Raw genomic sequence first — 25,251 nt, forward strand, 5'->3', positions numbered from 1 at the left:
CAACCAATCCGCTTGGCGCTGCGGCGGACGCATAGGGGGAGAGAAGTGTCACCTATGTATCCGGTTCAAAGTGTTACCCATCTATCGGCTGGACAATTAAACCAGCGGCTTTAGCGCCACCCACAGCGCACCGCCGATCAGGCCGATGAAGATCAACCAGCCGACCTGGTTGTTGGATTTGAACAGCCGCAGGCATTGATCGGGATCGTCGATATCCAGAACCGCTATCTGCCGCGCCATATGGGCGCCGGCGGCGATCAGCCCGGCCAGCGCCACCACCGGCACCTGCGCCGAGGCGAAGGCGATGGCGAAGCAGACCAGCGTGCCGCCATAAAGCCCGACCAGCCAGGTCTTGGTGTTGTCGCCGAACAGCCGCGCCGTCGAGCGCACGCCGACGATTGCGTCGTCTTCCTTGTCCTGATGTGCATAGATGGTGTCGTAGCCGATCACCCACAGGATCGAGCCGATATAGAGCATGATGGCCGGGCCATCGAGATCGCCGAACTCGACCGCCCAGCCCATCAGTGCACCCCAGGAGAAGGCGAGCCCGAGCACCAATTGCGGCCAGTTGGTGAAGCGCTTCATGAAGGGATAGACGGCAACGATGACCAGCGAGACGATGCCGAGCGGAATGGCGAAGTCGTTGAACTGCAGCAGCACGACGAGGCCCAGCAAGGCCTGGATGACCAGGAACGCCCAGGCTTGGCGGCGCGTCACCTTGCCGGCCGGCAATGGCCGCGAGCGCGTGCGCTCGACCTTGTTGTCGATGTCCTGGTCGACAATGTCGTTATAGGTGCAGCCGGCGCCACGCATGGCGACGGCGCCGACAAAGAACAGGAACAGGAACCACGGCGACGGCAGCAATGTGAGCAACGGGTCGCTTGCGCGCGGATAGGCGCTGGCCGCAAGCGCTGCCGACCACCAGCAGGGCCACAGCAGCAATTGCCAGCCGATCGGCCGGTCCCAGCGCGCAAGCTGCGCGTAAGGCCACAGCCAGCGCGGCAATATCTTGTAGACCCAATGGCCGCTCGGCGCGTCGGCGACGCGGCCCTGTGCGGCTTTCGACTGGATGGTTTCCATCGTGCTGGAGTGGCAGCAGCGGCGTGCCCCGTCAAGCGGCCGCATTGTCGCTCAGGCGGTGAAAATATCGTGGCTGGCAAACCATTCCTTCGCCACCTCCGTGAAGGCCAGCGCCGCCTTCGACAGCCTTTGCCTTGTGTCATGGGTGAGGATGATGCGCTGCATCGGCAGCGGATCGGACAGCGGCTTGCAGACCAGCGGCAGCCCGTCATAACTCCTGTCGCCATAAGGCCTGGTGTAGCTCACCGCGACGCCGAAGCCGTTGGCGACCATGCTGCGCTGCAGTTCGAACGAACTCGCCGTCGATTGCGAGACCGGCGACAGGCCGCGGCTGAGGAACAGGTCCAGCATATGCTGCCAGCTGTGCGGCTGGTCGGTGGTGATCAAGGGATGGGTCGCCAGCTCCGCCAGGCTGACGCTGGCCTGGCTGGCCAGCGCGTGGCCTTGCGGCAGAAGCGCGTGTGGCCGCAGCTCATGCAGCAGGATGCGGGCGAAGTGCGAGGGCAGGCCGAGATCGTAGGTCAGGCCGAGATCGATTGCCGCATCGCCGAGCCGCCGGCCCAGCGTCTCGAAGGTCTCGTCGCGGACCACCACGGTGACCGCCGGGCAGCGTTGCGAAAAAGCGCGGATCAGCGCCGGCGCGAAATAAGGCGCCAGATCCTCGAAACAGCCGAGCACAAGTTCGCCCCCGACATCGGCGTCGCGCGTCCCGAGCCCAACCAGTTCGTCCGCTTCGGCCAGCACCTGCTTTGCCTTCGCCACCGCGCTGCGGCCGAACGAGGTCAGCGCGATGCCGCTGCCGCGCTGGCGCACGAACAGTTTCTGGCCGAGCGTCGCTTCGACATTGTCGATCGCCACCGAGATCGAGGGCTGCGAGACGTTCAGCATCCGCGCGGCCGCGGTGACGCTGCCATGCCGTGCGACGGCGACGAGGTAACGCAGCTGGGTGAGGGTCAGATTCATAGTCTAAAACTATAAGAGAGATGAGAAGTTATTATTTTACGCGATGTGCGGCGGCTGCGATAGTCGGTCATCGAAACAGGGAAGACATGAGATGGCCGCCAGACATATCGATGCCGCAGCGATTGCCGACTACCAGCGCGACGGCGCGGTCTGCATACGCGGCGCTTTCAAGGACTGGGTCGGCACCATCGGCGCCGGCATCGAGCGCAACATGCAAAACCGCAGCGCCACGGCGTCGGACATCGCCAACGGCAAGGGCAGCTTCTTCGACGATTACTGCAATTGGGAGCGCATTCCCGAATTCGTCGACGTGGTGCGCAATTCCCCGGCCGCGGAACTCGCGGCAGCGGCGATGCAGTCGCGCAGCGCCCAGTTCTTCCACGACCATGTGCTGGTCAAGGAACCGGGCACGCAAAAGCCGACGCCTTGGCACCAGGACATCCCGTATTACTTCGTCGATGGCACCCAGACCGTCAGCTTCTGGATTCCGATCGATCCGGTCAAGGAAGCGACGCTGCGGCTGATCGCCGGCTCGCACAAATGGGACAAGATGATCCTGCCGGTGCGCTGGCTCGATGACAGCAATTTCTATGCCGGCAAGGGCGATTATCTGCCCGTGCCGGATCCAGACAAGGACCCGTCGCTGAAGGTGCTCGAATGGGAGATGGAGCCGGGCGACGCCATCCTGTTCGACTTCCGCACCGCGCATGGTGCGCGCGGCAATCCGACCGCGGCGCGTCGCCGGGCGCTGTCGCTGCGCTGGGTCGGCGACGATGCGCGCTATGTCGAGCGCCCCGGCCGTACCTCGCCGCCCTATCCCGGCCATGACATGAAGCCCGGCCAGAAACTGCGCGAGGACTGGTTCCCGGTCGTCTTCCAGAGCTGATACCGGCCGGGGACGCCGTGCTCTCGGCGCGACGTTCCCGTGCGCAACCGGTATGGCGCAAGGTAAAACTCTTGACCCGCGCCGCCCGGGGCAATAGCGCAGTCCCTGTCGTGAAATGACAAGGGACATCGGCATGCGCGTTTTGTTGATCGGCTCCGGCGGCCGCGAACATGCCCTGGCCTGGAAGATCGCGGCCTCGCCGCTTTTGACCAGGCTCTATGCCGCGCCCGGCAATCCGGGCATCGCCCACGAGGCCGAACTGGTCAAGCTCGACATCGCCGACCATGCCGCTGTTGCCAGCTTCTGCAAGGACAACGCGATCGACCTCGTCGTCGTCGGGCCGGAAGGCCCGCTGGTCGCCGGCATTGCCGATGACCTGCGCGGCGAAGGCATCCGCGTCTTCGGACCGTCGAAGCGCGCCGCAAGGCTCGAAGGCTCGAAAGGTTTTACCAAGGACCTCTGCGCCAAATACGATATCCCGACCGCTGCCTATGGCCGCTTCACCGATCTGACCGCGGCAAAGGCCTACGTCGAAAAGATGGGAGCGCCGATCGTCATCAAGGCCGATGGGCTCGCTGCCGGCAAGGGCGTCACCATCGCCATGACGCTGGACGAGGCGCGCGCCGCCCTCGATGCTTGTTTCGACGGCGCATTCGGTGACGCCGGCGCTGAGGTCGTGGTCGAGGAATTCATGACCGGCGAGGAGGCGAGTTTCTTCTGCCTGTGCGACGGCACGACCGCACTTCCCTTTGGCACCGCGCAGGACCACAAGCGCGTCGGCGATGGCGATACCGGCCCCAACACCGGCGGCATGGGCGCCTATTCGCCGGCGCCGGTGATGAGCCCCGAAATTGTCGAGCGCACCATGCGCGAGATCGTCGAGCCGACCATGCGCGGCATGGCCGAGCTTGGCGCGCCGTTCGCCGGTATTCTGTTTGCCGGGCTGATGATCACCGACAAGGGGCCGAAGCTGATCGAATACAATACCCGCTTCGGCGATCCCGAGTGTCAGGTGCTGATGATGCGGCTGAAGGACGATCTGCTGGTGCTGCTCAACGCCGCCGTCGACGGCCAGTTGGCGCACAGTTCGATCCGCTGGCGCGACGATGCCGCGCTGACCGTGGTGATGGCGGCACAGGGCTATCCCGGGACGCCGGAAAAAGGCTCGGTCATTCGGGCTCTCGACGAAGCCGCTGGCGAAGGCGTTGAGATTTTCCATGCCGGCACTGCCATCAATGGCGGCGCGCTGGTCGCCAATGGCGGCCGCGTGCTCAACGTCACGGCATCAGGCAAGACGGTGGGCGAAGCGCAAAGCCGCGCTTACGCCGCGCTCGACCGTATCGACTGGCCGCAAGGCTTCTGCCGCCGCGACATAGGCTGGCAGGCGGTGGCGCGGGAAAAGGCCAGCGCCGCCACATAAGCCTCAGCGCTCGCGAACCAGTTCCGTCGAAGCGGTGCTGACCGGGTCGGCGGCCTGCGAGAAGGCGGCCTCGAGCAGAGCCTCCGAACGATACGTGGTCCGCTTCCAGGCGACATACTCGGCAATACCGAAGCGCGCGCGGCGCGGCACCGTCTTGACCACCGGCATGCGGAAGGCGGCGCGGAATGTCTGCCAGCGCGCGCCGAGCACCGCCACCATTTCCTCGACCGTCGGTGGCGTCGCCACATCGGCGTATGTGATGGTGACTTTGCCGGCGAGCCCGGCCGCGCGCGACACCGGCACCGGTATCGAGGCGAGGTAGTCGGGCGGCACGTCGATCAGGCCGCCGAAGGGCCATTGCTGGCGCAGTGCCGCCGCGTCCATCGGCGCGACGTTGACGTCGATGTCGTTGGGCGTGCCGGCGACGCGGTAGGGGCAGCGCAGGCGCCCGCAATTGGCCTGCGCCGAGAACTGCCACAGCGCATAGCCCTGCCAGTTGCCCATCGGAAAATGCACGTCGATGTCGGGCTTGTAGCGCGCATACCAGAGGGGCAGCCGCGACAGCAGACGGTATTGGTAGCGGTTGTCGGCGATGTACTGGGCGGTCTTGCCGTTGGTGTAGAGGATCGGGAAACGGCCGAGCCGCCGGTGCACCTGGCGCACGAATTCCTCGGCATCCTCGAGCGACATCCATTGCGAGGGGTCGTTGCCTTCGAGATCGAGGGCGAGCAGATCGTCAGGGGCTGGCTCGGCGCAATCGATGAAACTGTTGGCCTGCTCGAGCGGATTGCCGGGGCGGGCAAGATGATAGGCGCCCCATTTCAGGCCGAGCGCCTTGGCCACCACCTTGCGCGTCTGAAACAGCTCGCGCGTCACCGCAAAGCGTTTCCACAATGTCTTGCAGAGTTTGACCGTAGGCTCGTCGCCGTAGCAGAAATAGGGCGGCGGCAGCCCGTCGGAGGCCTTGTTGATGAAGCCGACAATGCGCTTGTCGGTGGCAAGCTGCGCCCAGTCGATGGAATTGTATTCATAGGCGTCGACCACCAGCGCGCGGTCGCCATCCCGCCAAGGCTCGGAAAAGTCCGAGGCTGTAGCCGCTGACGTCAGCGCCATCATCGCCGCGAGAGCGATCGCTGAGCGGCGAAGAAGATGCGCCGGCGTTTTCAAACAGGGGATCCCCGCTGACCAAACACCGATGGTGGACCGGTATGGTTAAGGAAGTGCTTTCGGGCAGGAGTCCTGTCGCTCTCGCGATTTCGTCATTCTATGGCGAAGCAAGGAGCGAAGCGACGCGGCGCGGACCATAGTATGCATTCCGCGACTTCGAAGCGTTGCCACGGCGCGGAATTCTGCACCGTTGCGCCCCTGGCGCGAGGTCGCGACATGGTACTCGGCATCCGCTACGCTCCCGCTCCACCTGTGGACGACGAAGTTCGATGAAAATCCGCGTGACAAAGTTTGACGTTTACGTAAAAAGAAGGTCGGAGGCCGCCCAGAGGCGGATGGTTTTGCATCGGCCCGGGTCCTAGGATCGAGCGGTCGGAGCAGCGGAGGAGAAAGCGGCATGTACAAGGCCCCGGTCGACGACATTTCGTTCACGCTCAAGCATGTCGCCGGGCTCAAGCCGGCACTCGACAGCGGCGCGTTCGGGGACCTCGGCGAAGACCTTGTCGACGCCATCCTGTCCGAGGCCGGCCGCTTCGCCAGCGAGGAAGTGGCGCCGCTCTACAAGATCGGCGACGAGCATGGCGCGGTGCTGAAGGATGCGACCGTGACCACGCCGCCCGGCTGGAAGGCGCTTTACCGCAGCTGGATCGACGGCGGCTGGAACGCGCTGTCCGGACCGGAAGAATTCGGTGGCCAGGGCCTGCCGGCCATGCTCGGCGTTGCCGCGCTCGAAATGTGGAACTCCGCCGCCATGGCCTTCGGCATCGGCCCGACGCTGACCATGGGCGCCGTCGAGGCGCTGGACAAGCATGCCTCCGAAGCGCTGAAGGCAAAGTATCTGGCAAAGCTCGTCTCCGGCGAGTGGATGGGGACGATGAACCTGACCGAGCCGCAGGCCGGTTCCGATCTCGCCGCCTTGCGCAGTCGCGCCGAGCCTGCCGGCGACGGCACCTACCGCATCTTCGGCCAGAAAATCTTCATCACCTATGGCGAGCATGATTTCACCGACAACATCATCCATCTGGTGTTGGCGCGGCTGCCCGACGCACCGGCCGGCACGCGCGGCATCTCGCTGTTTTTGGTGCCGAAATTCCTGGTCAATGATGACGGGTCGCTCGGCGCCCGCAACGACGTCTTCTGTTCGGGCCTCGAGCACAAGCTCGGCATCCATGCCTCGCCGACTTGCACCATGATCTATGGCGACGGGTTCCAGGGTGCTGCGCCCGGCGCCATCGGTTGGCTGATCGGCGAGGAGAACAAGGGGCTCGCCTGCATGTTCACCATGATGAACAACGCGAGGCTTTGCGTCGGCATGCAGGGCGTGGCAGTGGCCGAAGCCGCGACGCAGAAGGCGATCGCCTATGCCAATGAGCGCCGCCAGGGCAAGGCATCGGACTTTTCAGGCGCCGGGATGGCGCCGATCGTCCATCACCCCGACGTGCAGCGCAATCTCTTGACCATGAAGGCTTTGACCCAGATCGCCCGCGCCATCTCGTATTCCTGCGCCTATGCCATCGACCTCGCGCGAGTCTCGCCCGGCGATCAGGCCGCGCATTGGCGCGATCGCGCCAATCTGCTGACGCCGCTGGCCAAGGCCTTTTCCACCGATATCGGCGTCGACGTTGCGTCGCTGGGTGTCCAGGTCCACGGCGGCATGGGCTTCATCGAGGAGACGGGCGCGGCCGCGCTCTATCGCGACGCCCGCATTGCGCCGATCTATGAAGGCACCAACGGCATCCAGGCGATCGACCTTGTAGCCCGCAAATTGCCGCTTGGCGGCGGCGAGCATGTGCACGGCTATATCGCCGAACTGAAGGCCATCGCCGACGAGGTGCGGACCTCGAACCTGCAGGGCTTCGGCCGCACCGCCGAAGCGCTTGACCAGGCGTTCGACGATCTCACCGAGGCGACGCGCTTCCTGCAGAAGCTGCTGGCCGACGGCCGTCTGGACGAAGCGCAAGCCGGTGCGACCCCCTATCTCAGGCTGATCTCGCTTGCTGCCGGCGGCGCTTATCTGGCGCGTGGCGGACTTGCCCAGCAGAGCCGCATCGCCCTTTGCCGCTTTTTCGCCGAAAACCTGCTCGGCGAAGTCAGCGCCTTGAAGGAACGCGTCATCGATGGCGCCGAGAGCCTCGCTGACGCCGGCAAGGCGCTGATAACGGCCTGAATACCAGAGCGCTCACCAGGGAAGAATGACCGTGACAGACCATATTCTCGTCGAGCGCCAGGGCGCCATCCAGATCATCCGCATGAACCGTCCCGACAAGAAGAACGCACTGACGCGCGCCATGTACGCGACAATGTCCAAGGCGCTGGCCGATGGCGATGCCGACCCGGCGGTTCGCGTCCATATCTTCCTCGGTGTTTCTGGCGCCTTCTCTTCCGGCAACGATCTCGCCGATTTCCTGGTCATCGCCACCGGCGGTGAGGGCGGCAACGAGGTCTGGGACTTCCTGATGGCGCTGGCCAAAACGGAGAAGCCGATGGTCTCCGGCGTCGACGGCATTGCGGTCGGCATCGGCACCACGCTCAATTTGCATTGCGACCTGACTTTCGCCACGCCGCGCACGGTGTTCCGCACACCCTTCGTCGACCTCGGCCTGGTGCCGGAGGCGGGCTCCAGCCTGCTGGCGCCGCTCATCCTCGGCAGGCAGGGCGCCTTCGCCCTGCTTGGGCTCGGCGAAGGTTTTTCCGCCGAGCGCGCCAAGGCCGCCGGCCTGATCTATGAGGTGGTCGAGGAGGACGGGCTAGAAGCCGCGGTACTCGCAGCGGCCGGCGAGATCGCCGCCAAGCCGCCGCAGGCGCTGAAGATCGCGCGTGACCTGATGCGCACCCCGCGCCACGAGCTTGTCGCCCGCATCAAGGTGGAGAGCGAGCATTTCTCCGAGCGGCTGAAGTCCGACGAAGCGCGCGCCGCGTTGACCGCCTTCATGACGCGCAAGAAGGCCTGAACCTCTCCTCAGGGATAAAGCCGTGTCTTGTCCCAGCCGCCTTCGGCGTTGCGCGAAAAGACCAGCCGATCGTGCAGCCGGAATGGCCGGTCGTGCCAGAACTCGATCGCCTGCGGCACGATGCGGAAGCCCGACCAGTGCTTTGGCCGCGGGATTTCGCCGATAGGGTAGCGCGCCGTGTATTCGGCCACCGCCTTCTCCAGGGCAAAGCGGCTTTCCAGCGGCCGCGACTGTTTCGAAGCCCATGCGCCGATCCGGCTGCCGCGCGGCCGCGTCGCGTAATAGGCGTCGGCTTCAGCGTCGCTGACGATCTCCACCGGACCGCGTATGCGCACCTGGCGGCGCAGCGATTTCCAGTGGAAGCACATCGCCGCCTTCATGCTGCCAAGAATCTCGCGGCCCTTGGCGCTCTCGAAATTCGTGTAGAAGACAAAGCCGCTTTCATCGAAACCCTTGAGCAGCACCATCCGCACATCCGGCATGCCGTCGGCATCGACGGTTGCAAGTGCTACGCCGTTGGCGTCGTTGATTTCGCTTTTCTTGGCGTCCTCCAGCCACTCAGCAAAGAGCCGGAACGGCTCGGCGGCTTCGGTAAAGTCACTACTTGTTAACTCAGTGTCACTCATAGTTTTTCTCAAATTGTCTCGAGCTTCAGGAGGTTGCCGATTGTCGCGTATCGCGCAAGCTTTTGACAGCGGGCAATGGAGCGTTATCGCTTCGGCCAGTTCGAAAGCCGTGATCGTGATTATCGCACTGCCGCTTGCCGCCTGCGGCGCCGGCGGCTTCAGCCTGGAAAAGGCCGAGGTCGATCGTTCCATCGTCACCTCAAGCGCGCCGGCGAGGGTGACATCGACGGACGCCGACAGCGCTTCCGACCAGACCACGATCGGCAATGCGGTGTCTTCGGCCGACATCGAGGAGCTTCGCGGCCAGGCCGTGCCGTGGGCGAATGCCGACACCGGCTCGCGGGGCTCCATCACCGAACTCGCCGAAGTGCAGGACAACGGCCAGGCCTGCCGCAGCTTTACCGCCTCGCGCGAAAGCTTCGACGGCGTCGCTTTGTTCAAGGGGCAATTGTGCATCGCCGCGGCCGGCGGCTGGCACATGCAGGACTTCAAACCGCTCTGATTTTTCGAGGTTTGCGGGCGCTGCAATTTCAACCCTCGATAAGCCTGTGCGCCACTGGAATTTCTTCCTATGGGAGCGCATATAAAGGCCAACGTGGATTTAACTCATTTTCCAGGGCAGGACGCATGCGCGACCCCTATGAGGTGCTGGGCGTTGCCAAGAACGCATCGGCCAAGGACATAAAATCGGCCTACCGCAAGCTCGCCAAGAAGTATCATCCGGACCAGAATCCGAATGATCCCAAGGCCAAGGACCGTTTTGCCGCCGCCAATCAGGCCTATGAGGTCGTCGGCGACGAGAAGAACCGTGCGGCCTTCGACCGCGGCGAGATCGACGCCGACGGCAAGCCGAAATTCCAGGGCTTCGAGGGTGCAGCCGGCGGCGGCGATCCGTTCGGTGGCTTCCGCCGCCAGCAGGGCGCCGGCGGCTCGCGCTTCGAATTCCGATCGGGGCGTCCGGGCGGCGATCCGTTCGACGGCAACAGCGACATTTTCAGCCAGATCTTCGGCGACGCCTTTTCCGGCGCGCGTGGCGCCGGAACAGGCGACCGCCGCCAGCAGGCGACCGCCGCCGATCTCAACGTGACGCTCGACGTCACCATCGAGGAGATAGCGACCGCCGAAAAGGTGACGGCGATGTTCCCCGACGGCCGCAAGATTGCGGTCAAGCTGCCGGTCTATGTCGAGGACGGACAGACCATCCGGCTGAAGGGCCAGGGCGAGCAGGGGCCGGGACAGCCGGGCGATGCGCTGGTCAAGATCCGTATCCGCAGGCACCCGCGCTACCGCATCGAGGGCCGTGACCTGCATGCCGATCTGGAGGTAGCGCTTGCCGATGCGGTGCTGGGCGCCAAGGTGCCGGTCGACACGCCGACCGGCAGGCTGGCGGTCAACATTCCGGCCTGGTCGAGCTCCGATAAGGTGCTGCGCCTGAAGGGCAGGGGCTTGCCGGAAAAGGCGGGTGGCCATGGCGATCTCTACGCCCATGTCCGCATCATGCTGCCGGAAGGCGGCGACAGCGAACTCGAAGCGCTGATGCGCAGCCGCAAAGGCTGACGCGGCTGGACTTGTCTGGCTAGCTGCCGGGCGCTGCTTCCTCCATCCGCCGGATGGTTTCGCCGAAGCGGCGCAACGCCTGCCGCACCGGGACATGCGGGCTCTCGATCTCAAGCAGGATCATCGTCTCGCTGCCGAGGAATGCGGCGCTGACCAGGCTGGTTACTTCGGCGGCGGAGAATGGCCCGAGGCCGCCGAACCGCCGCTCCGCCTCTTGCGCCAGTCCGTCCAGCAGTTCGAACCAGCCGCGCAGGTCGCGGCGCACCGCCTTGGCGATCTCGGGGCTCGACAGGCTTGCCGCGATCATCTCGTGCAGGATCCGGACATAGCCGGACGCCAGATCATCGTCGAGGAAATCGCAAGCGCGCTCCCAGCGTTGCCACAGCGGCATAGGTGCCGCAAAAGTCTCCGCCTGGCGCTTCAGCAGGCCCTCGTTCAGATGGTCGAGCAGGGCCAGGAACAGCCGTTCCTTGGAGCCGAAATGGTAATGGATCTGGCTGAGCGGAACGCCGGCGATCTCGGCAACGCGGCGCGTCGACAGATCGGCATAACCGCCTCGATGGAGGCATAACTCGGCGGCCGAAATCAGTTCGGCGCGCGTGTCGCGCTTTTGCTTGTTCTGCGGCGGGGTAACGGCTTCGGCAGCGTCCGTCATGCGGCGTGGCTGCCGCTGTTAGCGGTGCAATCTGGGCGGATCATAGCTTCTCCTGTCCGGGGCTGGACGTCCCTCCACTCTATCTCGGTCGAGCGACCGATCAAGTTGACTCGCTAGAAAATTTATGGTTTTTGACGCTGAATTCGGTCGACCGACCGAATCCTGATGCTTGCATGGAGGGCACTCATGGCGGGCGTAATCACCCTTATCTACGGCGTTGCCGCATACCTGATTTTTCTCGGTTCGTTTCTCTATGCGGTCGGTTTCGTCGGCAACATGGTTGTGCCGAAATCGATCGATTCCGGAGTCGCTGGAAGTCCGGTCGAAGCCGTCATCGGCAATGCACTGCTGCTCGGCCTTTTCGCCGCCCAGCACAGCATCATGGCGCGGCCGGTTTTCAAGCGCTGGTGGACACGGATTGTCCCGCACGCGGCCGAACGCAGCACCTATGTGCTTTTGGCCAGCCTCATCCTGCTGCTGCTCTACTGGCAATGGCGGCCGATTCCCGGTCTCGTCTGGACGGTCGAGAACCCGGTCTGGGTCGCCGTCATCCATGGCGTGTTCTGGCTCGGCTGGGCGGTATTGTTGACCAGCACCTTTCTGATCAACCATTTCGAACTGTTCGGCCTGCGCCAGGTTCTCGCCGCTTTGCGCAAGAGCGAACCGGCGCCGCCCGTGTTCAGGACGCCGCTGTTCTACAAATGGGTCCGGCACCCGCTCTATGTCGGCTTTCTCCTGGCCTTCTGGGCGACGCCGTCGATGACATGGGGCCATCTTCTGTTCGCGGCGGGCAGCACCGGCTACATCCTGCTCGGCATCTTCCTCGAGGAACGCGATCTCGTCGCGATGTTTGGCGATCAGTACCGCCTCTACCGCAAGCAGGTGGGAATGCTCATTCCCTGGCGCAAAATGGCTGGATAGGGCCGATGCGTTGCCGACCAGCCGATTCGGCTGGTCGGCCGGGCCTGGGCCATCAAGGCGCGCTGGCCGCAGTGAGGTGTTCAAATCTCACAACAACGTTATTATCCCCCATTCGTTGTCACGCCGAGTGTCTGAATTGAACGCGCGCCCCGTCTGCGCTTGATGCGCCTTTCTGCCTGTGCGATAGGCACTCCAAAGCAGAAAATCTTTCGGAGAGCGCTGACATGGCGGGTGGACAGGGCCTTATGGCCGGCAAGCGCGGCCTTATACTGGGCGTCGCCAACAACAGATCGATTGCCTACGGCATCGCCAAGGCCTGCGTCGACCATGGCGCCGAGATCGCGCTGACCTATCAGGGCGAGGCGTTCAAGAAGCGCGTCGAGCCGCTGGCTGCGGAATTGGGCGCCTTTGTCGCCGGTCATTGCGATGTCACTGATCCGGCGAGCCTCGACGAGGTGTTTGCCAATGTCGCCAAGCATTGGGGCGGCAAGCTCGACTTCCTCGTCCATGCCATCGCCTTTTCCGACAAGGACGAGCTGACCGGACGCTATGTCGAGACGACGCGCGACAATTTCCTGCGCACCATGGACATTTCGGTCTATTCCTTCACCACCATCGCCAAGCGCGCCGAAGCGCTGATGACCGACGGCGGCTCGCTGCTGACGCTGACATATTACGGCGCCGAAAAGGTCATGCCGCATTACAACGTCATGGGTGTCGCCAAGGCCGCGCTCGAAGCCAGCGTGCGCTATCTCGCCGTCGACCTCGGCGGCAAGAAGATCCGCGTCAACGCCATCTCGGCCGGGCCGATCAAGACCTTGGCTGCTTCGGGCATCGGCGACTTCCGCTACATCCTCAAGTGGAACGAATACAATTCGCCGCTGAAGCAGACCGTCACCCAGGAAGAAGTCGGCGATTCCGCCGTCTATTTCCTGTCGGACCTGTCGCGTGGCGTCACCGGCGAGGTGCACCATGTCGATTCCGGCTATCACGTCGTCGGCATGAAGGCGGTCGACGCGCCGGATATTTCGACCGTCAAGGAATAGTTCTGCCGCGGTTTCCGCCCGCCTGTCCTGATTTCCGGAAGACCTGATGGTTCCGCTCGTCTACATCGTGCGCCATGGCCAGACGCAGTGGAATGCCGAGTCGCGGCTGCAGGGCCAGGCCGACACCGATCTCAACGCGCTCGGCCGCGAGCAGGCGACCCGCAATGGACGGCGGCTGGCCGAACTGATCCAGAACCCTGAGGATTTCGACTTTGTCGCCAGCCCGATGAAGCGGACGCGCGAGACGATGCAGCGGCTGCGCTTGGCGATGCAGCTCGATCCCGATGGCTACCGCACCGACCCGCGTCTGGTCGAGGTGCACTTTGGCGACTGGCAGGGCTTTACCTATGCCGAACTCGATGCGCGGATGCCGGGCTCGGCGAAGGCGCGACGACGCAACAAATGGAATTTCCAGCCGCCGGGCGAGGGCGCCGAAAGCTACCAGATGCTGCTCGAACGGGTGAAGCCGTGGTTCGACGCGCTCGACCACCAGACGGTCTGCGTCACGCATGGTGGCGTCGTGCGGACCCTGTTTCGGATGGTCAAGGGTGTTTCCGAACACGAAGCGGCAAACCTGGAAGTGCGGCAGGACCGGGTGCTCAGGCTGCAGGACGGGCGTCTGGATTGGCTTTAGGTTCGAGCAGATAAACAGGACGACTGTCCTGTTTATCCGTGCAGGGCTCCGCCGAGCGGCAAGACCCTGTTCGGCGTCGGTCTTATTCGGTGTCGGGCAATTCCATGTCGGTGACGACGTTCTCGCCATTCGTCACGTCATAGGCAATCACGACATCCATGCCCGGCTTCAGCGAATCGAGATCGGTCTCGGCGTTGAGCTTGAAGGACTTGCCGTCCTCCAGCGTCAGCGTCAGTGCGTCCTTGTCGACCTTCTTGATCAGGCCTTCGGTCTGGCCGGCATAGGCGGCGGTGGAAATCAGCAACATGGCGGCAGCAGCGCCAATCAGGGTACGCATCGTCGTCCTCTTTGTCATTGCGCCTGCACGGATGGCGGCGAGCTTTCAACGGGCGGATGGAAGAGAGCAGAAACCAACCGAATGTGTCAAAACTAAAACCGCCGGATCACAGTTTGACCGCTGTGGAAAACGCCAATAGAACGCACCTTTGATCCGGTCCGCTGCCGGGCAGGGCTAAAATTCATGTCTCACAACACGTTCGGCCATCTCTTCCGCGTCACCACCTGGGGCGAAAGCCATGGCCCGTCGCTCGGCTGTGTCGTCGACGGCTGCCCGCCCGGCATCCGCTTCACACGGGCCGAAATTCAGGCCGAACTCGACAAGCGCCGCCCCGGCCAGTCACGTTTTGTGACGCAGCGCCGCGAACCGGACGAGGTGAAGGTGCTGTCCGGCTTCATCCTCGACGAGGACGGCGAGTCGATGATCACCACCGGCACGCCCGTCTCGATGCTGATCGAGAATGTCGACCAGCGCTCCAAGGACTATGGCGAGATCGCCCGCCAGTACCGTCCCGGCCACGCCGACTACACCTATGACGTCAAATACGGCCTGCGCGACCATCGCGGCGGCGGCCGTTCTTCGGCCCGCGAGACCGCCGCTCGCGTGGCGGCCGGCGCCTTGGCGCGCAAGGTGGTGCCCGGAATGGTGGTGCGCGGCGCGCTGGTCTCGATGGGCGAAAAATCGATCGACCGCGCCAACTGGAACTGGAATTTCATCGGTGACGCCGAAAACCCGTTCTTCACCCCCGATCCGGCCTCGGTTCCGGTCTTCACCAGCTATCTCGACGGCATCCGCAAATCCGGCTCCTCGGTGGGCGCGGTTATTGAAATCATCGCCGACGGCGTGCCAGCCGGCCTTGGCGCGCCGATCTATGCCAAGCTCGACCAGGACATCGCGTCCGGCCTGATGTCGATCAACGCCGTCAAGGGCGTCGAGATCGGCAACGGTTTCGAAGCCGCGCGCATCACCGGCGAACAGAATGCCGACGAGATGCGCATCGGCAATGACGGCAAGCCGGTCTTCCTGTCCAACAATGCCGGCGGCATTCTGGGCGGCATCTCGACCGGCCAGGCGATCGTCGCCCGCTTCGCCGTCAAGCCGACCTCGTCGATCCTGACGCCGCGAAAATCCATCGACAAGGACGGCAACGACGTCGACGTCATGACCAAGGGCCGCCACGACCCCTGCGTCGGCATCCGCGCCGTGCCGATCGGCGAAGCCATGGTTGCCTGCGCCATCGCCGACCATTATCTGCGGCACCGGGGACAGACAGGCCGGGGATTAGGCAGTAGGGATTAGGCAATAAGCCAGCCCGTACTTCCTTCCCTAACTCCTACTGCCCAACCCCTATTCCCTGCGAGCGAAGCGAGCCAATGCCATACGATCAGAAGAAAATCGTCGAAGCCATCCGCGCCTTCGAGCGCGGCGAGATCGTCGTCGTCATGGACGATGACGGGCGTGAGAACGAGGGCGACCTGATCGTTGCCGCCGTGCATTGCAGCCCGGAGAAAATGGCCTTCATCATCCGTCACACCTCCGGCATCGTCTGCACGCCGATGCCGCGCGAGGAGGCCAAGCGGCTCAATCTGCAGCCAATGGTCGCCGACAATGATTCCGCCCACACCACGGCCTTTACCGTCAGCGTCGATTTCAAGCATGGCACCACCACCGGCATTTCGGCCGAGGACCGCACGCTGACCGTGCGCAACCTGGCCAACGGCAATGTCGGCGGTTCGGATTTCGTTCGCCCCGGCCACATCTTCCCGCTGATCGCTAGGGAAGGCGGCGTGCTGATGCGTTCGGGCCATACCGAAGCCGCGGTCGATCTCTGCAAGCTTGCCGGCCTGCCGCCGGTTGGCGTGATCTCGGAGTTGGTCAATGACGACGGCACCGTCAAGCGCGGCCCGCAGGTGGCGAGCTTTGCCGAGGAACATGGCCTCAAGCAGGTTTCGGTCGCCGACCTCATCGCCTACCGGCAGCGCAAGGAAACGCTGGTCGAACGCGTCGCCTGCTCCGAAATCGACACACTCGGCGGCAAGGCACAGGTCTTCACCTACACGCTGCCCTGGGATTCCATGCACCATGTCGCGGTCGTTTTCGGCGACATCCGTGACGGCGAGGACGTGCCGGTGCGGCTGCATTCGGAGGATGTGGTGACCGACGTGTTCGGCACCAGCCACCGGCTCGACGCCATTATGAAGGCGATGGGCGAACGCAAGCGCGGCGTCATCGTTTACCTCCGAGAGGGTTCGGTCGGCGTCGCCCATCAGGAGCGCAACCGGCCGATGAGTGCCGACCGTGAGGACCACGAAGAGGCCCGCCGCCGTGAGAACGAGTGGCGAGAAATCGGCCTCGGCGCGCAGATTCTCAAGGATCTCGGCATCTCCTCGATCAATTTGATCGCCTCGCGCGAACGCCACTATGTCGGGCTTGAGGGCTTTGGCATTCATATCGCCAAGACCGAGATTTTCTAGGGGACAGGGGGCGGTCGGATGAGCTTCGAGGCCTATCTCAATTGCTTTGAAGATGGAAAGAGAGCTACTTCCCCACATCGATCGTCGAGGATGCCTTCGCGCCGTTCGTCACCAGGCGTGAACCTGAATTCACCTGCTGGGTCGTCGCCTATGACGATGCGTCGTCGGCCGACCTCTATCTCAATTTCGACCCCGGCGATGCCTCGCGATGTTCAGGCTTCACCGTCGCGCGGCCGCCCGACGATCCGCGCCTCTACGAAGCGCTGTGGAAAATCCTGCGTGTCACCAGCTCGGTCGTGTATTGCGCCGGAGAATGTCCGCCGATGGTCGGGCGCGCTGAAACAATACCCCATCTGAACCCGGATATGGTCGAGACACTGGGAAGTCCCGTCGTCGTTGTTGATGGGGACGAGATTCGCAACAGGTTTGAACACTCCTAGGAAGCCCGGCTTCTTCAAGGTGAACGGCGTCCGTTCCGTGAGCTGAACCGGACGCTTGTGCTCCTATTCCGCGGGAACGGCGGCCGCGTCGCATCCGTCCAGCTCGCATTCATGGGTGGCCAGGCTGCGCTGGCCGGCGAGCACCGTGACCAGTGCGATAGTGCCGGCCGCCACCGAGACCCAGAACCCGTTCTGAGCTCCAAAGGCGTCCACGACGGCGCCGGCGGCAAACGAGCCCAGCGCCATGCCGATGCCAATCCCGGTCATCACCCAGGTGATCCCCTCGGTCAGCATCGCTTCCGGCACGTGCCGCTCGATCAGGCCGAAGGCGGTGATGAAGGTCGGCGAAATCGCCACGCCGCTGATGAACACGGCCAGCGCCAAGAGCGGCACGGTGCCGGCCGTTAGGGGCAGCAATGTGCCGAGCGCGACAAGAGCGACCGCGATGGCCAGTTGGCGCTGCAACGGTGCTTTCAGATTGAGCGCGCCGACAACGAGGCCGAGCACGAACGATCCCAGCGCATAGACCCCGATAACGAGGCTGGCGGCGCCCGGTTGGCCGAGTTCCTTGGTGATCGCCACCGTGCTCACTTCCGTCGTCGCGAAGGTGGTGCCGACGAAGATCAGGGCGAAGGTGATGATCTGCACTGGGCGCAGCCGGATTGCCGAGCCGCTTGTGACACGATCCACCGGCCGCACTTGCGGCTCGGTCGAGCGCTGCAGGATGAAAGCTGTCGAGCCGATGGCGAGGAACAGCGTGCTCACCAGAACACCAGCTTCGGGGAAGAGGGCGGCGCTCAAGCCCACCGACAGCGATGCGCCTGCGATGTAGACGAGTTCGTCCGCAGCCGACTCGAAGGCGAAAGCGGTGTTCATCTGCGGCCGGCCGCGGAAAATCTCGGTCCAACGCGCGCGCACCATGGCCGGCATGCTGGGCATGGCGGCAGCCGCCAATGCCGACACGAACAATGTCCATAGCGGCCAGTCCTGATTGGCTGCCGCAATCAGCACCGCAAAGGCGATCACGGTGACAATGGTGGTGGGAACAACGATACGCGTCTGGCCGAGCCGGTCGACCAGCCTTGAGATTTGCGGCGCCACGAAAGCATTGCTCAGCGCGAAGGTCGCCGCGACGGCGCCGGCCAGCCAGTATTCGCCATGCGTTTGCGACAGCATCGCCACGAGTCCGATCGGCGCCATGGCGATCGGCAGGCGCGCCAGGAAGCCGGCGCTGGCAAAGCCCTTGGCTCCGGGGGCACGAAAGATTTCGGCGTAGGGGTTTTGCATTGCGGGCTCCTCGACAAAGGCCAATTCAACAATTACATACGATGCGTATGATTGTAAGATAGTGCATACGCGGCGTATGTCAATTGGCATACGATGCGTATGTGAATAAGGCCAGAACCATGCACAGACCCCGCAAGGAGATGATCGCCGAAACGCGCGCCAAGCTGATCACGGCGGCCCGCCATGCCTTCGGTACGATCGGCTATGCCGAGGCGTCGATGGACGATTTCACCGCCTCGGCCGGGCTGACGCGCGGCGCGCTCTACCATCATTTCGGCGACAAGAAGGGGCTGCTGCAGGCGGTCATCGCCGAAATCGATGGCGAGATGGCGGTTCGCATAAATGAGATCGCGTCGAAAGCGCCGACCCGCTGGCAGCATTTCGTCGACGAATGCACGACCTATATCGAAATGGCGCTGGAGCCCGAAATCCAGCGCATCATGTTCAGGGATGGCCCGGCCGTGCTGGGGGATCCGGCGCAATGGCCGAATGCCAATGCCTGCGTCGGTTCAATGACCGATCATCTGACCGCTCTGCAGCAGGAGGGGGTGGTCGTCCCCGGTGTCGACCCCGAAACCGCCGCGCGGCTGATCAACGGCGCCAGCAGCCAGGCGGCGCAGCGCATCGCCAATTCGAGCGACCCCGAAGCGACGTCGAAGACCGTGGTGGCGGCCTTCAAACAGTTGCTCGAAGGGTTGCTGAAGAAGCAGGGTCCTCAGCCGGTCTGAAATCTCACCGCCGAGACCCGGCATTTTGGCAGTGGATCAGTTTGAGATTGCGGACATCGTTGCGCTGATCGAGGCGAAGGAAGCTGAGAAGCCGATGGTGCGGGCACCTATAGAAAGCGTGGAGAATTGCCCCTATGAGAGCACAATACAAGGGTCACCGAGTTGTAGAGACCAAAGCTGGCACATTCGCCCTTGACACGTGGAAGCCGCGCGATCCCACCGACTTTTCCATTACTATAGATTTCTACGCGGGCCCAGAAGGAGATGCGAGCGCCGACGCATTTACGGCGACAGTCTGCTCTCCGAACTATTTTCTTCGCTCGCAAAGCGGCAACGTGTTTTCTGGAGACAGCGTAATTTTCATGCTCAGATTCGACTACGCTGAACTGGAAAAGTTTCTCATAGATCGTTGCGCAGCTACCGAGGGCGATACATGGGACGCGATAGCTGCGCAACTAACGAGGCTGGGACGCTGGGAGTTCGACTATCACCTTCAGATTTCAAACTGACCCACGACTCGGGATTTGCCGATGTTGACAATTCCAGGCCCGGGATCATCCTCGCCGTCCATTCTCTGAGGGGAGATTCGGGCGCATGTGGGATTTCGAAATCGGCAGGTCGGTGTCCATCATGATCAGGACATGGCCGTTCATCGTCTTTCGCATGATCGTCTATTTCGGCATCACGCTGGCTTATATCGTGGCGACCGGCAGCGGCGCCTCGGTCGGCTATGGCGTCGGCCACATCTCCACCGATCCCGACGGGCCGCTGTCCTTTGCACTCTGGGGCGGCATCGTCGGCATTGGCGTCGTTTCGATCGCGCTTTACTGGATCCGCGAATACATCCTCTACGTCGTCAAAGCCGGCCATATCGCCGTCATGGTCCATCTGATCGACGGTAGGGACGTTCCCAATGGCCAGGACCAGATCGCCTACGCCAAGGATGTTGTGAAGGAGCGTTTCGCCGAGGCCAACATCCTTTTCGTGCTCGACCAGCTGGTCAAGGGCGCCATCCGCGCCATCACCGGCCTGATCGGCGGCATCGCCGCCTTCCTGCCCATTCCGGGCCTCGGCGGCCTGGTCGCTTTCATCAACACAGTCATCCGCCTGTCGCTGACCTATGTCGACGAGATCATCCTCGGCTACAACATCCGCATCAACTCGTCCTCGCCCTTCGAGACGGCGCGGCAAGGCGTCGTGCTCTATGCCCAGAACGGCAAGACCATGGTCAAGAACGCCGTCTGGCTGGCGGTGATCATGTGGGGCGTGTCCTTCGTCATCTTCCTGCTGATGCTGGCGCCGGCCGCCGCCATCATGTGGTTCATCCCGGGGCAGCTCGGCGGCTGGGCCTTCGTGCTGGCGATCCTGCTGGCCTGGGCCTTCAAGGCGGCATTCATCGAACCCTTCGCCATCGCCTGCCTGATGCAGGTCTATTTTAGGACGATTGAAGGCCAGGTGCCGAACGCCGAATGGGACCAGCGGCTGGCCGAGGCGTCGTCCAAGTTCCGGGAGCTCAGGGACAAGGCGCTGGCCTCATTCGGCGGCTCGCGCTGGACGCAGCCGAGCACCTAAACCCTGTTGAACGTCGGGGCGGCGCGGCGTCAAACCATGGTCAAAGCGGCCGGGCGCGCCTATATCGGGTCATGGTCACAAGGCTCTACACCCATCCGATCTTCCTCGAACATCTGACGCCGCCCGGTCATCCGGAGCGACCCGACCGCTTGCGCGCCATCGAGCGCGTGCTCGATGACGAGGCCTTTGCGGCGCTCGATCGGGTCACGGCGCCGCAAGGCGACGAGGCGACGATCCTCTATGCCCACCCTGAGGATTTCGTGGCTCGGGTCCGCGCCGCGATCCCTGAAAGCGGCATTGCCCCGATCGACGCCGACACCAGCGCCAGCCCGAAAAGCTGGCAGGCGGTGGTGACCGCCATCGGCGCGGCCAATGCCGCCGTAGACGATGTCTTCGAGGGCCGTGTCGCCAACGCCTTCGTCGCCGCGCGTCCGCCCGGCCACCATGCCGAAAAGACCACGGCGATGGGCTTTTGCCTGTTCAACACCGCGGCCATCGCCGCGCGTTATGCGCAGAAGAAACACGGCGCTGAGCGCGTCGCCATCGTCGACTGGGACGTCCATCACGGCAACGGCACGCAGGACATCTTCTGGGACGATCCGTCGGTGCTCTATTGTTCGACGCACCAGATGCCGCTCTATCCCGGCACGGGGGCCAAGACCGAAACCGGCGCCGGTAACATCGTCAACGCGCCGCTGGCGCCACAGACCGGCTCAGAGGTCTTTCGCGATGCCTTGCTGTCGCGCGTCCTGCCGGCGCTCGACAATTTCGCGCCCGATCTGATCATCATTTCCGCCGGTTTCGACGCCCACCATCGCGATCCGCTGGCCGAGATCAACCTCAACGAGGGCGATTTCGACTGGGCGACCGGCCAACTGCTGGAGCGCGCCGGGCGCCACAGCGGCAACCGGCTCGTCAGCCTGCTCGAGGGCGGCTACGATCTGCAAGGACTGGCATTTTCGGTGGCCGCCCATGTCGGGCGGCTGATGAAGGGGTAAAGTATGGCTGGCGAAGCAAATGAAGACGTCAAGGCGATGAGCTTCGAGCAGGCACTCGACGCGCTGGAGAAGATCGTCGATGATCTCGAACGCGGCGACGTGCCGCTCGACCAGTCGATCAAGATCTATGAGCGCGGCGAGGCGCTGAAGGCCCATTGCGACCGGCTGCTGAAGGCGGCCGAAGACAAGGTCGAGAAGATCAGGCTGTCGCGTGATGGCAAACCGGTGGGAACGGAGCCGCTCGACGCGGAGTAGTGGAATGGGGCGGGCATAAAGCAGATAGGAGTTCAAGCATGTGCAGAAACATCAAGACCCTGTTCAATTTCGAGCCGCCGGCGACCCATGACGAGATCCGCGACGCCGCGCTTCAATTCGTGCGCAAACTGAGCGGAACGACGCGCCCCTCGCAGCGCAACCAGGTGGCCTTCGACCGTGCCGTCGAGGCGATCGCCGAATCGGCGCATGAATTGCTGCATTCGCTGGAAACCACGCATCATCCGCGCAATCGCGAAGAGGTGGCGGCCAAGGCGAAAGCCAAATCGGCGCTCCGCTTCGCCTGAGGACATCCAGATGAGTTTCTTCCCCGGCAAGGACCCTGAGCCTGGCGACGCCTTCGCCAGCGACCAGATCGAGTTGATGGTCATTCCGAATGCCAAGGATATTGGCGGCTTCCAGGTTCGCCGCGCTCTGCCGACGGCAAAGCGGCGGTTGGTCGGTCCCTTCATCTTCTTCGACCGCATGGGGCCGGCGATCTTGCGTGCCGGCCAGGCGATGGATGTGCGCCCGCACCCGCATATCGGGCTTTCCACCGTCACCTATCTGTTCGACGGCAATATCAGGCACCGCGATTCGCTCGGCACCGAGATGGTCATCCAGCCGGGCGACGTGAATTTGATGACCGCCGGCCGCGGTATCGTCCATTCCGAGCGCACGCCCGAAGAACTGCGCGGCGCGCCGATGTCGGTCTCCGGCCTGCAGACATGGCTGGCTTTGCCCGACGGCAAGGAGGAAGTGGCGCCGGTGTTCGAGAACACGGCCGCGCTCCTTCTGCCCGAGATCGACGCCGAAGGTGTTTCCGGCCGCGTGGTGATCGGCGATTTCCAGGGACTGCGCTCGCCGGTAAGAGCCGACACCGAGACGCTCTACGCCGATCTGAGGCTGGCGCCCGGCGCCAGCGTCAAAATTCCCGCCGACGCCGAGGAACGCGCCATCTACACGCTGGACGGCGATGTCTCGGTTTCGGGCGACCGTTTTCCGGCCGAACGGCTGCTGGTGTTCCGGCCTGGTGACGAGATCGTCGTGTCGTCCGAGCGCGGCGCCCATTTCATGCTCTTCGGCGGCGCTTCGCTCGGCTCTCCGCGCCACATCTGGTGGAACTTCGTCTCGTCGTCGAAGGAACGCATCGAACAGGCCAAGCAGGAATGGAAGACGGGCCGCTTCGATATCGTTCCTGGAGATGAGGAAGAGTTCATTCCGTTACCGGACAATTAACGTCAGCATCACCCGCGTCACTGACACGCATTTACATTCCGGCGACGCAGGCATATTTCGCCATGATCGACGCGCATCATAGCTGAGCAGGCCCTTTAACAGTGAACGCAACGCTGCATACGCCGCTTCTCGACAAGGTCCGCATTCCAGCCGACCTGAAGAAGCTTGACGAAAGCGAGCTGCCGCAGCTGGCCTCGGAGCTGCGCGCCGAGCTGATCGATGCCGTCTCGCATACGGGCGGGCATCTCGGCGCCGGCCTCGGTGTCGTCGAACTGACGGTGGCGCTGCACTATGTCTTCAACACGCCGGAAGACCGCGTGATCTGGGATGTCGGCCACCAGGCCTATCCACACAAGATCCTGACCGGCCGCCGCGACCGCATCCGAACGCTCAGGCAAGAAGGCGGCCTGTCCGGCTTCACCCGTCGCGCCGAGAGCGAATACGACCCGTTCGGCGCCGCGCACTCTTCGACCTCCATTTCCGCCGGCCTCGGCATGGCCATGGCGCGCGACCTCTCGGGCGGCCACAACAATGTCATTGCCGTCATCGGCGACGGCGCCATGTCCGCCGGCATGGCCTATGAAGCCATGAACAATGCCGGCGCGCTCGATGCCCGGCTGATCGTCATCCTCAACGACAACGACATGTCTATCGCGCCGCCGACCGGCGCCATGAGCGCCTATCTGGCGCGGCTCGCGTCGGGCAAGACCTATCTTGGCCTGCGCGATTTCGGCAAGAAGCTGACCTCCTATCTCGGCAAGCGCGCCGACCGCGCCATCAAGCGGGCGGTCGAGCATGCGCGCGGCTACGTCACCGGCGGCACGCTGTTCGAGGAGCTTGGCTTCTACCATATCGGCCCGATCGACGGCCACAATCTCGAGCATCTGATCCCGGTGCTGAAGAACGTTCGCGACCATGCCGACGGCCCGGTGCTGATCCATGTCGTGACCCAGAAGGGCAAGGGCTACGCGCCGGCCGAGGCCGCGGCCGACAAATATCACGGCGTCAACAAGTTCGACGTCATCACCGGCGCGCAGACCAAGGCCCCGGCCAATGCGCCGGCCTACACCAAGGTGTTCGCCGAGAGCCTGGTCCAGGAGGCCCGCCTGGACGACCGCATCGTCGCCGTCACCGCCGCCATGCCGAACGGCACCGGCCTCGATTTGTTCGGCGAAGCGTTTCCGACCCGGACCTTCGATGTCGGCATTGCCGAGCAACATGCCGTGACCTTCGCCGCCGGCCTCGCCAGCGAGGGCTACAAGCCCTTCGCCGCCATCTATTCGACCTTCCTGCAGCGCGCCTACGATCAGGTCGTCCATGATGTGGCGATCCAGAAACTGCCCGTGCGTTTCCCGATCGACCGCGCCGGTTTCGTCGGCGCCGACGGCGCCACCCATTGCGGCGCCTTCGACACCACCTTCCTGGCGACGCTGCCGGGCTTCGTGGTGATGGCGGCCGCCGACGAGGCGGAGCTTCGCCACATGGTGCGCACCGCCGCCTATTATGACGAAGGCCCGATCGCCTTCCGCTATCCGCGCGGCAATGGCGTCGGCGTCGACATGCCGGAGCGCGGCTCGGTGCTCGAAATCGGCAAGGGCCGCATCGTCAGGGAAGGCACCAAGGTGGCGCTTCTGTCCTTTGGCACAAGACTGCAGGACTGTCTGCTGGCGGCCGAGGAACTCGGCGCGGCAGGGCTTTCGACGACGGTTGCGGACGCCCGTTTCGCCAAGCCGCTGGACGAGGATTTGATCCGCCGTCTCGCCCGCTCGCACGAAGTGCTGGTGACGGTGGAAGAGGGCGCTGTCGGCGGTTTCGCCAGCCACGTGCTGCAGTTCCTCGCCCATGAAGGCTTGCTGGAAAGCGGTCTGAAAGTTCGGCCGCTTGTGCTGCCGGACGAGTTCACCGACCACGCCAAGCCGGAAAAAATGTATACCGATGCCGGGCTCGACGCGGCCGGCATCGTGCGCACCGTGTTCGTCGCGCTCGGCCATTCCGCGCGCGCGCAACGCGCCTGAATC

26 protein-coding genes are annotated in these 25,251 nt (G+C 63.8%); 19 read left to right on the forward strand and 7 right to left on the reverse strand.

Going from position 1 to position 25,251, the window contains the following annotated elements; translation table 11 throughout:
• Nucleotides 1-96 precede the first annotated feature (96 nt).
• Together ubiA and NKI05_RS29325 are read right to left on the reverse strand one after the other, a co-directional pair.
• A complete protein-coding gene (gene ubiA / locus NKI05_RS29320; protein WP_023816800.1) occupies nt 97-1,080 on the reverse strand; it encodes a 4-hydroxybenzoate octaprenyltransferase in 984 nt (327 codons plus the stop codon).
• A 51-nt stretch (nt 1,081-1,131) separates the two neighbouring features.
• Complete coding sequence (locus NKI05_RS29325) at nt 1,132-2,043, reverse strand: LysR family transcriptional regulator (RefSeq protein WP_023668455.1); 912 nt, start codon at nt 2,041-2,043, stop codon at nt 1,132-1,134.
• 91 nt (nt 2,044-2,134) lie between these two features.
• Between NKI05_RS29325 and NKI05_RS29330 the strand changes: the two genes are divergently transcribed.
• A complete protein-coding gene (locus NKI05_RS29330) occupies nt 2,135-2,929 on the forward strand; it encodes a phytanoyl-CoA dioxygenase family protein (protein WP_352793846.1) in 795 nt (264 codons plus the stop codon).
• Between the two features lie 133 nt (nt 2,930-3,062).
• Nucleotides 3,063-4,349, forward strand: coding sequence for a phosphoribosylamine--glycine ligase (gene purD, locus NKI05_RS29335; RefSeq protein WP_023727498.1), 1,287 nt, complete (start codon nt 3,063-3,065; stop codon nt 4,347-4,349).
• A gap of 3 nt (nt 4,350-4,352) precedes the next feature.
• On the opposite strand, the gene NKI05_RS29340 is transcribed toward purD, so the two are convergent.
• Nucleotides 4,353-5,465 (reverse strand): glycoside hydrolase family 25 protein, encoded by a 1,113-nt coding sequence (locus tag NKI05_RS29340; protein WP_032894811.1) that lies wholly within the window; start codon nt 5,463-5,465, stop codon nt 4,353-4,355.
• A gap of 448 nt (nt 5,466-5,913) precedes the next feature.
• On the opposite strand from NKI05_RS29340, the gene NKI05_RS29345 reads away from it, so the two are divergent.
• Both NKI05_RS29345 and NKI05_RS29350 read left to right on the forward strand, forming a co-directional pair.
• Entirely contained in the window at nt 5,914-7,683 is a 1,770-nt protein-coding gene (locus NKI05_RS29345; RefSeq protein ID WP_352793848.1) for an acyl-CoA dehydrogenase family protein, read from the forward strand.
• A gap of 31 nt (nt 7,684-7,714) precedes the next feature.
• Nucleotides 7,715-8,467 (forward strand): crotonase/enoyl-CoA hydratase family protein, encoded by a 753-nt coding sequence (locus NKI05_RS29350; RefSeq protein WP_031206165.1) that lies wholly within the window; start codon nt 7,715-7,717, stop codon nt 8,465-8,467.
• Nucleotides 8,468-8,475: 8 nt separating this feature from the next.
• Here NKI05_RS29350 and pdxH read toward each other — a convergent pair whose 3' ends face one another.
• Complete coding sequence (gene pdxH / locus NKI05_RS29355) at nt 8,476-9,105, reverse strand: pyridoxamine 5'-phosphate oxidase (RefSeq protein WP_081725434.1); 630 nt, start codon at nt 9,103-9,105, stop codon at nt 8,476-8,478.
• Nucleotides 9,106-9,133: 28 nt separating this feature from the next.
• On the opposite strand from pdxH, the gene NKI05_RS29360 reads away from it, so the two are divergent.
• Both NKI05_RS29360 and NKI05_RS29365 read left to right on the forward strand, forming a co-directional pair.
• A complete protein-coding gene (locus NKI05_RS29360; RefSeq protein ID WP_023687129.1) occupies nt 9,134-9,595 on the forward strand; it encodes an RT0821/Lpp0805 family surface protein in 462 nt (153 codons plus the stop codon).
• A gap of 125 nt (nt 9,596-9,720) precedes the next feature.
• Entirely contained in the window at nt 9,721-10,650 is a 930-nt protein-coding gene (locus NKI05_RS29365; protein ID WP_023692090.1) for a DnaJ C-terminal domain-containing protein, read from the forward strand.
• Nucleotides 10,651-10,669: 19 nt separating this feature from the next.
• On the opposite strand, the gene NKI05_RS29370 is transcribed toward NKI05_RS29365, so the two are convergent.
• Nucleotides 10,670-11,305: a TetR/AcrR family transcriptional regulator gene (locus NKI05_RS29370; protein WP_023692089.1), complete on the reverse strand. Its 636-nt coding sequence runs from the start codon at nt 11,303-11,305 to the stop codon at nt 10,670-10,672.
• Nucleotides 11,306-11,491: 186 nt separating this feature from the next.
• Here NKI05_RS29370 and mddA point away from each other — a divergent pair, with 186 nt between their 5' ends.
• The 3 genes from mddA (at nt 11,492) to NKI05_RS29385 (ending at nt 13,906) form a co-directional block, all read left to right on the forward strand.
• On the forward strand, nt 11,492-12,226 hold the full coding sequence (mddA, locus tag NKI05_RS29375; protein WP_023723279.1) for a methanethiol S-methyltransferase: 735 nt from the start codon (nt 11,492-11,494) through the stop codon (nt 12,224-12,226).
• Between the two features lie 224 nt (nt 12,227-12,450).
• A complete protein-coding gene (gene fabI / locus NKI05_RS29380) occupies nt 12,451-13,272 on the forward strand; it encodes an enoyl-ACP reductase FabI (protein WP_023727494.1) in 822 nt (273 codons plus the stop codon).
• 46 nt (nt 13,273-13,318) lie between these two features.
• The gene (locus NKI05_RS29385) at nt 13,319-13,906 is read left to right on the forward strand and encodes a histidine phosphatase family protein (RefSeq protein WP_023692086.1); all 588 of its coding nucleotides are present in this window, start codon (nt 13,319-13,321) and stop codon (nt 13,904-13,906) included.
• A gap of 82 nt (nt 13,907-13,988) precedes the next feature.
• On the opposite strand, the gene NKI05_RS29390 is transcribed toward NKI05_RS29385, so the two are convergent.
• Entirely contained in the window at nt 13,989-14,243 is a 255-nt protein-coding gene (locus NKI05_RS29390; RefSeq protein WP_023687135.1) for a DUF1344 domain-containing protein, read from the reverse strand.
• A 183-nt stretch (nt 14,244-14,426) separates the two neighbouring features.
• Between NKI05_RS29390 and aroC the strand changes: the two genes are divergently transcribed.
• Both aroC and ribB read left to right on the forward strand, forming a co-directional pair.
• A complete protein-coding gene (gene aroC, locus NKI05_RS29395; RefSeq protein WP_023807497.1) occupies nt 14,427-15,542 on the forward strand; it encodes a chorismate synthase in 1,116 nt (371 codons plus the stop codon).
• Nucleotides 15,543-15,616: 74 nt separating this feature from the next.
• Nucleotides 15,617-16,717, forward strand: a complete 1,101-nt coding sequence (gene ribB, locus NKI05_RS29400; protein ID WP_023685407.1) for a 3,4-dihydroxy-2-butanone-4-phosphate synthase — start codon at nt 15,617-15,619, stop codon at nt 16,715-16,717.
• Nucleotides 16,718-17,220: 503 nt separating this feature from the next.
• On the opposite strand, the gene NKI05_RS29405 is transcribed toward ribB, so the two are convergent.
• Nucleotides 17,221-18,444 (reverse strand): MFS transporter, encoded by a 1,224-nt coding sequence (locus tag NKI05_RS29405; RefSeq protein WP_023692084.1) that lies wholly within the window; start codon nt 18,442-18,444, stop codon nt 17,221-17,223.
• Nucleotides 18,445-18,563: 119 nt separating this feature from the next.
• Here NKI05_RS29405 and NKI05_RS29410 point away from each other — a divergent pair, with 119 nt between their 5' ends.
• From NKI05_RS29410 to dxs, 8 genes are all read left to right on the forward strand, one after another.
• Complete coding sequence (locus tag NKI05_RS29410; protein ID WP_023692083.1) at nt 18,564-19,172, forward strand: TetR/AcrR family transcriptional regulator; 609 nt, start codon at nt 18,564-18,566, stop codon at nt 19,170-19,172.
• A 134-nt stretch (nt 19,173-19,306) separates the two neighbouring features.
• Nucleotides 19,307-19,681, forward strand: coding sequence for an Imm8 family immunity protein (locus tag NKI05_RS29415; protein ID WP_023692082.1), 375 nt, complete (start codon nt 19,307-19,309; stop codon nt 19,679-19,681).
• A gap of 85 nt (nt 19,682-19,766) precedes the next feature.
• Nucleotides 19,767-20,744 carry a hypothetical protein gene (locus NKI05_RS29420; RefSeq protein ID WP_023692081.1) on the forward strand — a complete coding sequence of 326 codons (978 nt, stop codon included), beginning with the start codon at nt 19,767-19,769 and terminating at the stop codon, nt 20,742-20,744.
• A gap of 71 nt (nt 20,745-20,815) precedes the next feature.
• Nucleotides 20,816-21,742 carry a histone deacetylase family protein gene (locus NKI05_RS29425; RefSeq protein ID WP_023692080.1) on the forward strand — a complete coding sequence of 309 codons (927 nt, stop codon included), beginning with the start codon at nt 20,816-20,818 and terminating at the stop codon, nt 21,740-21,742.
• A 3-nt stretch (nt 21,743-21,745) separates the two neighbouring features.
• Nucleotides 21,746-21,997 (forward strand): exodeoxyribonuclease VII small subunit, encoded by a 252-nt coding sequence (locus NKI05_RS29430; RefSeq protein ID WP_023668433.1) that lies wholly within the window; start codon nt 21,746-21,748, stop codon nt 21,995-21,997.
• Nucleotides 21,998-22,035: 38 nt separating this feature from the next.
• Nucleotides 22,036-22,302 (forward strand): DUF2277 domain-containing protein, encoded by a 267-nt coding sequence (locus NKI05_RS29435; protein ID WP_023816791.1) that lies wholly within the window; start codon nt 22,036-22,038, stop codon nt 22,300-22,302.
• Nucleotides 22,303-22,312: 10 nt separating this feature from the next.
• Nucleotides 22,313-23,233, forward strand: coding sequence for a pirin family protein (locus NKI05_RS29440; RefSeq protein ID WP_023687141.1), 921 nt, complete (start codon nt 22,313-22,315; stop codon nt 23,231-23,233).
• A 101-nt stretch (nt 23,234-23,334) separates the two neighbouring features.
• Complete coding sequence (dxs, locus tag NKI05_RS29445; protein WP_023816790.1) at nt 23,335-25,248, forward strand: 1-deoxy-D-xylulose-5-phosphate synthase; 1,914 nt, start codon at nt 23,335-23,337, stop codon at nt 25,246-25,248.
• The last annotated feature ends 3 nt before the right edge of the window (nt 25,249-25,251 follow it).

It is taken from the genome of Mesorhizobium sp. M0771, assembly GCF_040320155.1.
Lineage (GTDB): Bacteria > Pseudomonadota > Alphaproteobacteria > Rhizobiales > Rhizobiaceae > Mesorhizobium.

Coding starts and splice junctions, on each gene's coding strand:
- ubiA (WP_023816800.1), bottom strand. CDS start 1,080: ATGGAAACCATCCAGTCGAAAGCCGCACAGGGCCGCGTCGCCGACGCG.
- NKI05_RS29420 (WP_023692081.1), top strand. CDS start 19,767: ATGTGGGATTTCGAAATCGGCAGGTCGGTGTCCATCATGATCAGGACA.
- NKI05_RS29440 (WP_023687141.1), top strand. CDS start 22,313: ATGAGTTTCTTCCCCGGCAAGGACCCTGAGCCTGGCGACGCCTTCGCC.
- NKI05_RS29435 (WP_023816791.1), top strand. CDS start 22,036: ATGTGCAGAAACATCAAGACCCTGTTCAATTTCGAGCCGCCGGCGACC.
- NKI05_RS29390 (WP_023687135.1), bottom strand. CDS start 14,243: ATGCGTACCCTGATTGGCGCTGCTGCCGCCATGTTGCTGATTTCCACC.
- NKI05_RS29370 (WP_023692089.1), bottom strand. CDS start 11,305: ATGACGGACGCTGCCGAAGCCGTTACCCCGCCGCAGAACAAGCAAAAG.
- NKI05_RS29325 (WP_023668455.1), bottom strand. CDS start 2,043: ATGAATCTGACCCTCACCCAGCTGCGTTACCTCGTCGCCGTCGCACGG.
- NKI05_RS29340 (WP_032894811.1), bottom strand. CDS start 5,465: ATGATGGCGCTGACGTCAGCGGCTACAGCCTCGGACTTTTCCGAGCCT.
- NKI05_RS29365 (WP_023692090.1), top strand. CDS start 9,721: ATGCGCGACCCCTATGAGGTGCTGGGCGTTGCCAAGAACGCATCGGCC.
- purD (WP_023727498.1), top strand. CDS start 3,063: ATGCGCGTTTTGTTGATCGGCTCCGGCGGCCGCGAACATGCCCTGGCC.
- aroC (WP_023807497.1), top strand. CDS start 14,427: ATGTCTCACAACACGTTCGGCCATCTCTTCCGCGTCACCACCTGGGGC.
- NKI05_RS29410 (WP_023692083.1), top strand. CDS start 18,564: ATGCACAGACCCCGCAAGGAGATGATCGCCGAAACGCGCGCCAAGCTG.
- NKI05_RS29330 (WP_352793846.1), top strand. CDS start 2,135: ATGGCCGCCAGACATATCGATGCCGCAGCGATTGCCGACTACCAGCGC.
- NKI05_RS29430 (WP_023668433.1), top strand. CDS start 21,746: ATGGCTGGCGAAGCAAATGAAGACGTCAAGGCGATGAGCTTCGAGCAG.
- NKI05_RS29385 (WP_023692086.1), top strand. CDS start 13,319: ATGGTTCCGCTCGTCTACATCGTGCGCCATGGCCAGACGCAGTGGAAT.
- NKI05_RS29345 (WP_352793848.1), top strand. CDS start 5,914: ATGTACAAGGCCCCGGTCGACGACATTTCGTTCACGCTCAAGCATGTC.
- NKI05_RS29425 (WP_023692080.1), top strand. CDS start 20,816: ATGGTCACAAGGCTCTACACCCATCCGATCTTCCTCGAACATCTGACG.
- mddA (WP_023723279.1), top strand. CDS start 11,492: ATGGCGGGCGTAATCACCCTTATCTACGGCGTTGCCGCATACCTGATT.
- fabI (WP_023727494.1), top strand. CDS start 12,451: ATGGCGGGTGGACAGGGCCTTATGGCCGGCAAGCGCGGCCTTATACTG.
- NKI05_RS29415 (WP_023692082.1), top strand. CDS start 19,307: ATGAGAGCACAATACAAGGGTCACCGAGTTGTAGAGACCAAAGCTGGC.
- NKI05_RS29405 (WP_023692084.1), bottom strand. CDS start 18,444: ATGCAAAACCCCTACGCCGAAATCTTTCGTGCCCCCGGAGCCAAGGGC.
- ribB (WP_023685407.1), top strand. CDS start 15,617: ATGCCATACGATCAGAAGAAAATCGTCGAAGCCATCCGCGCCTTCGAG.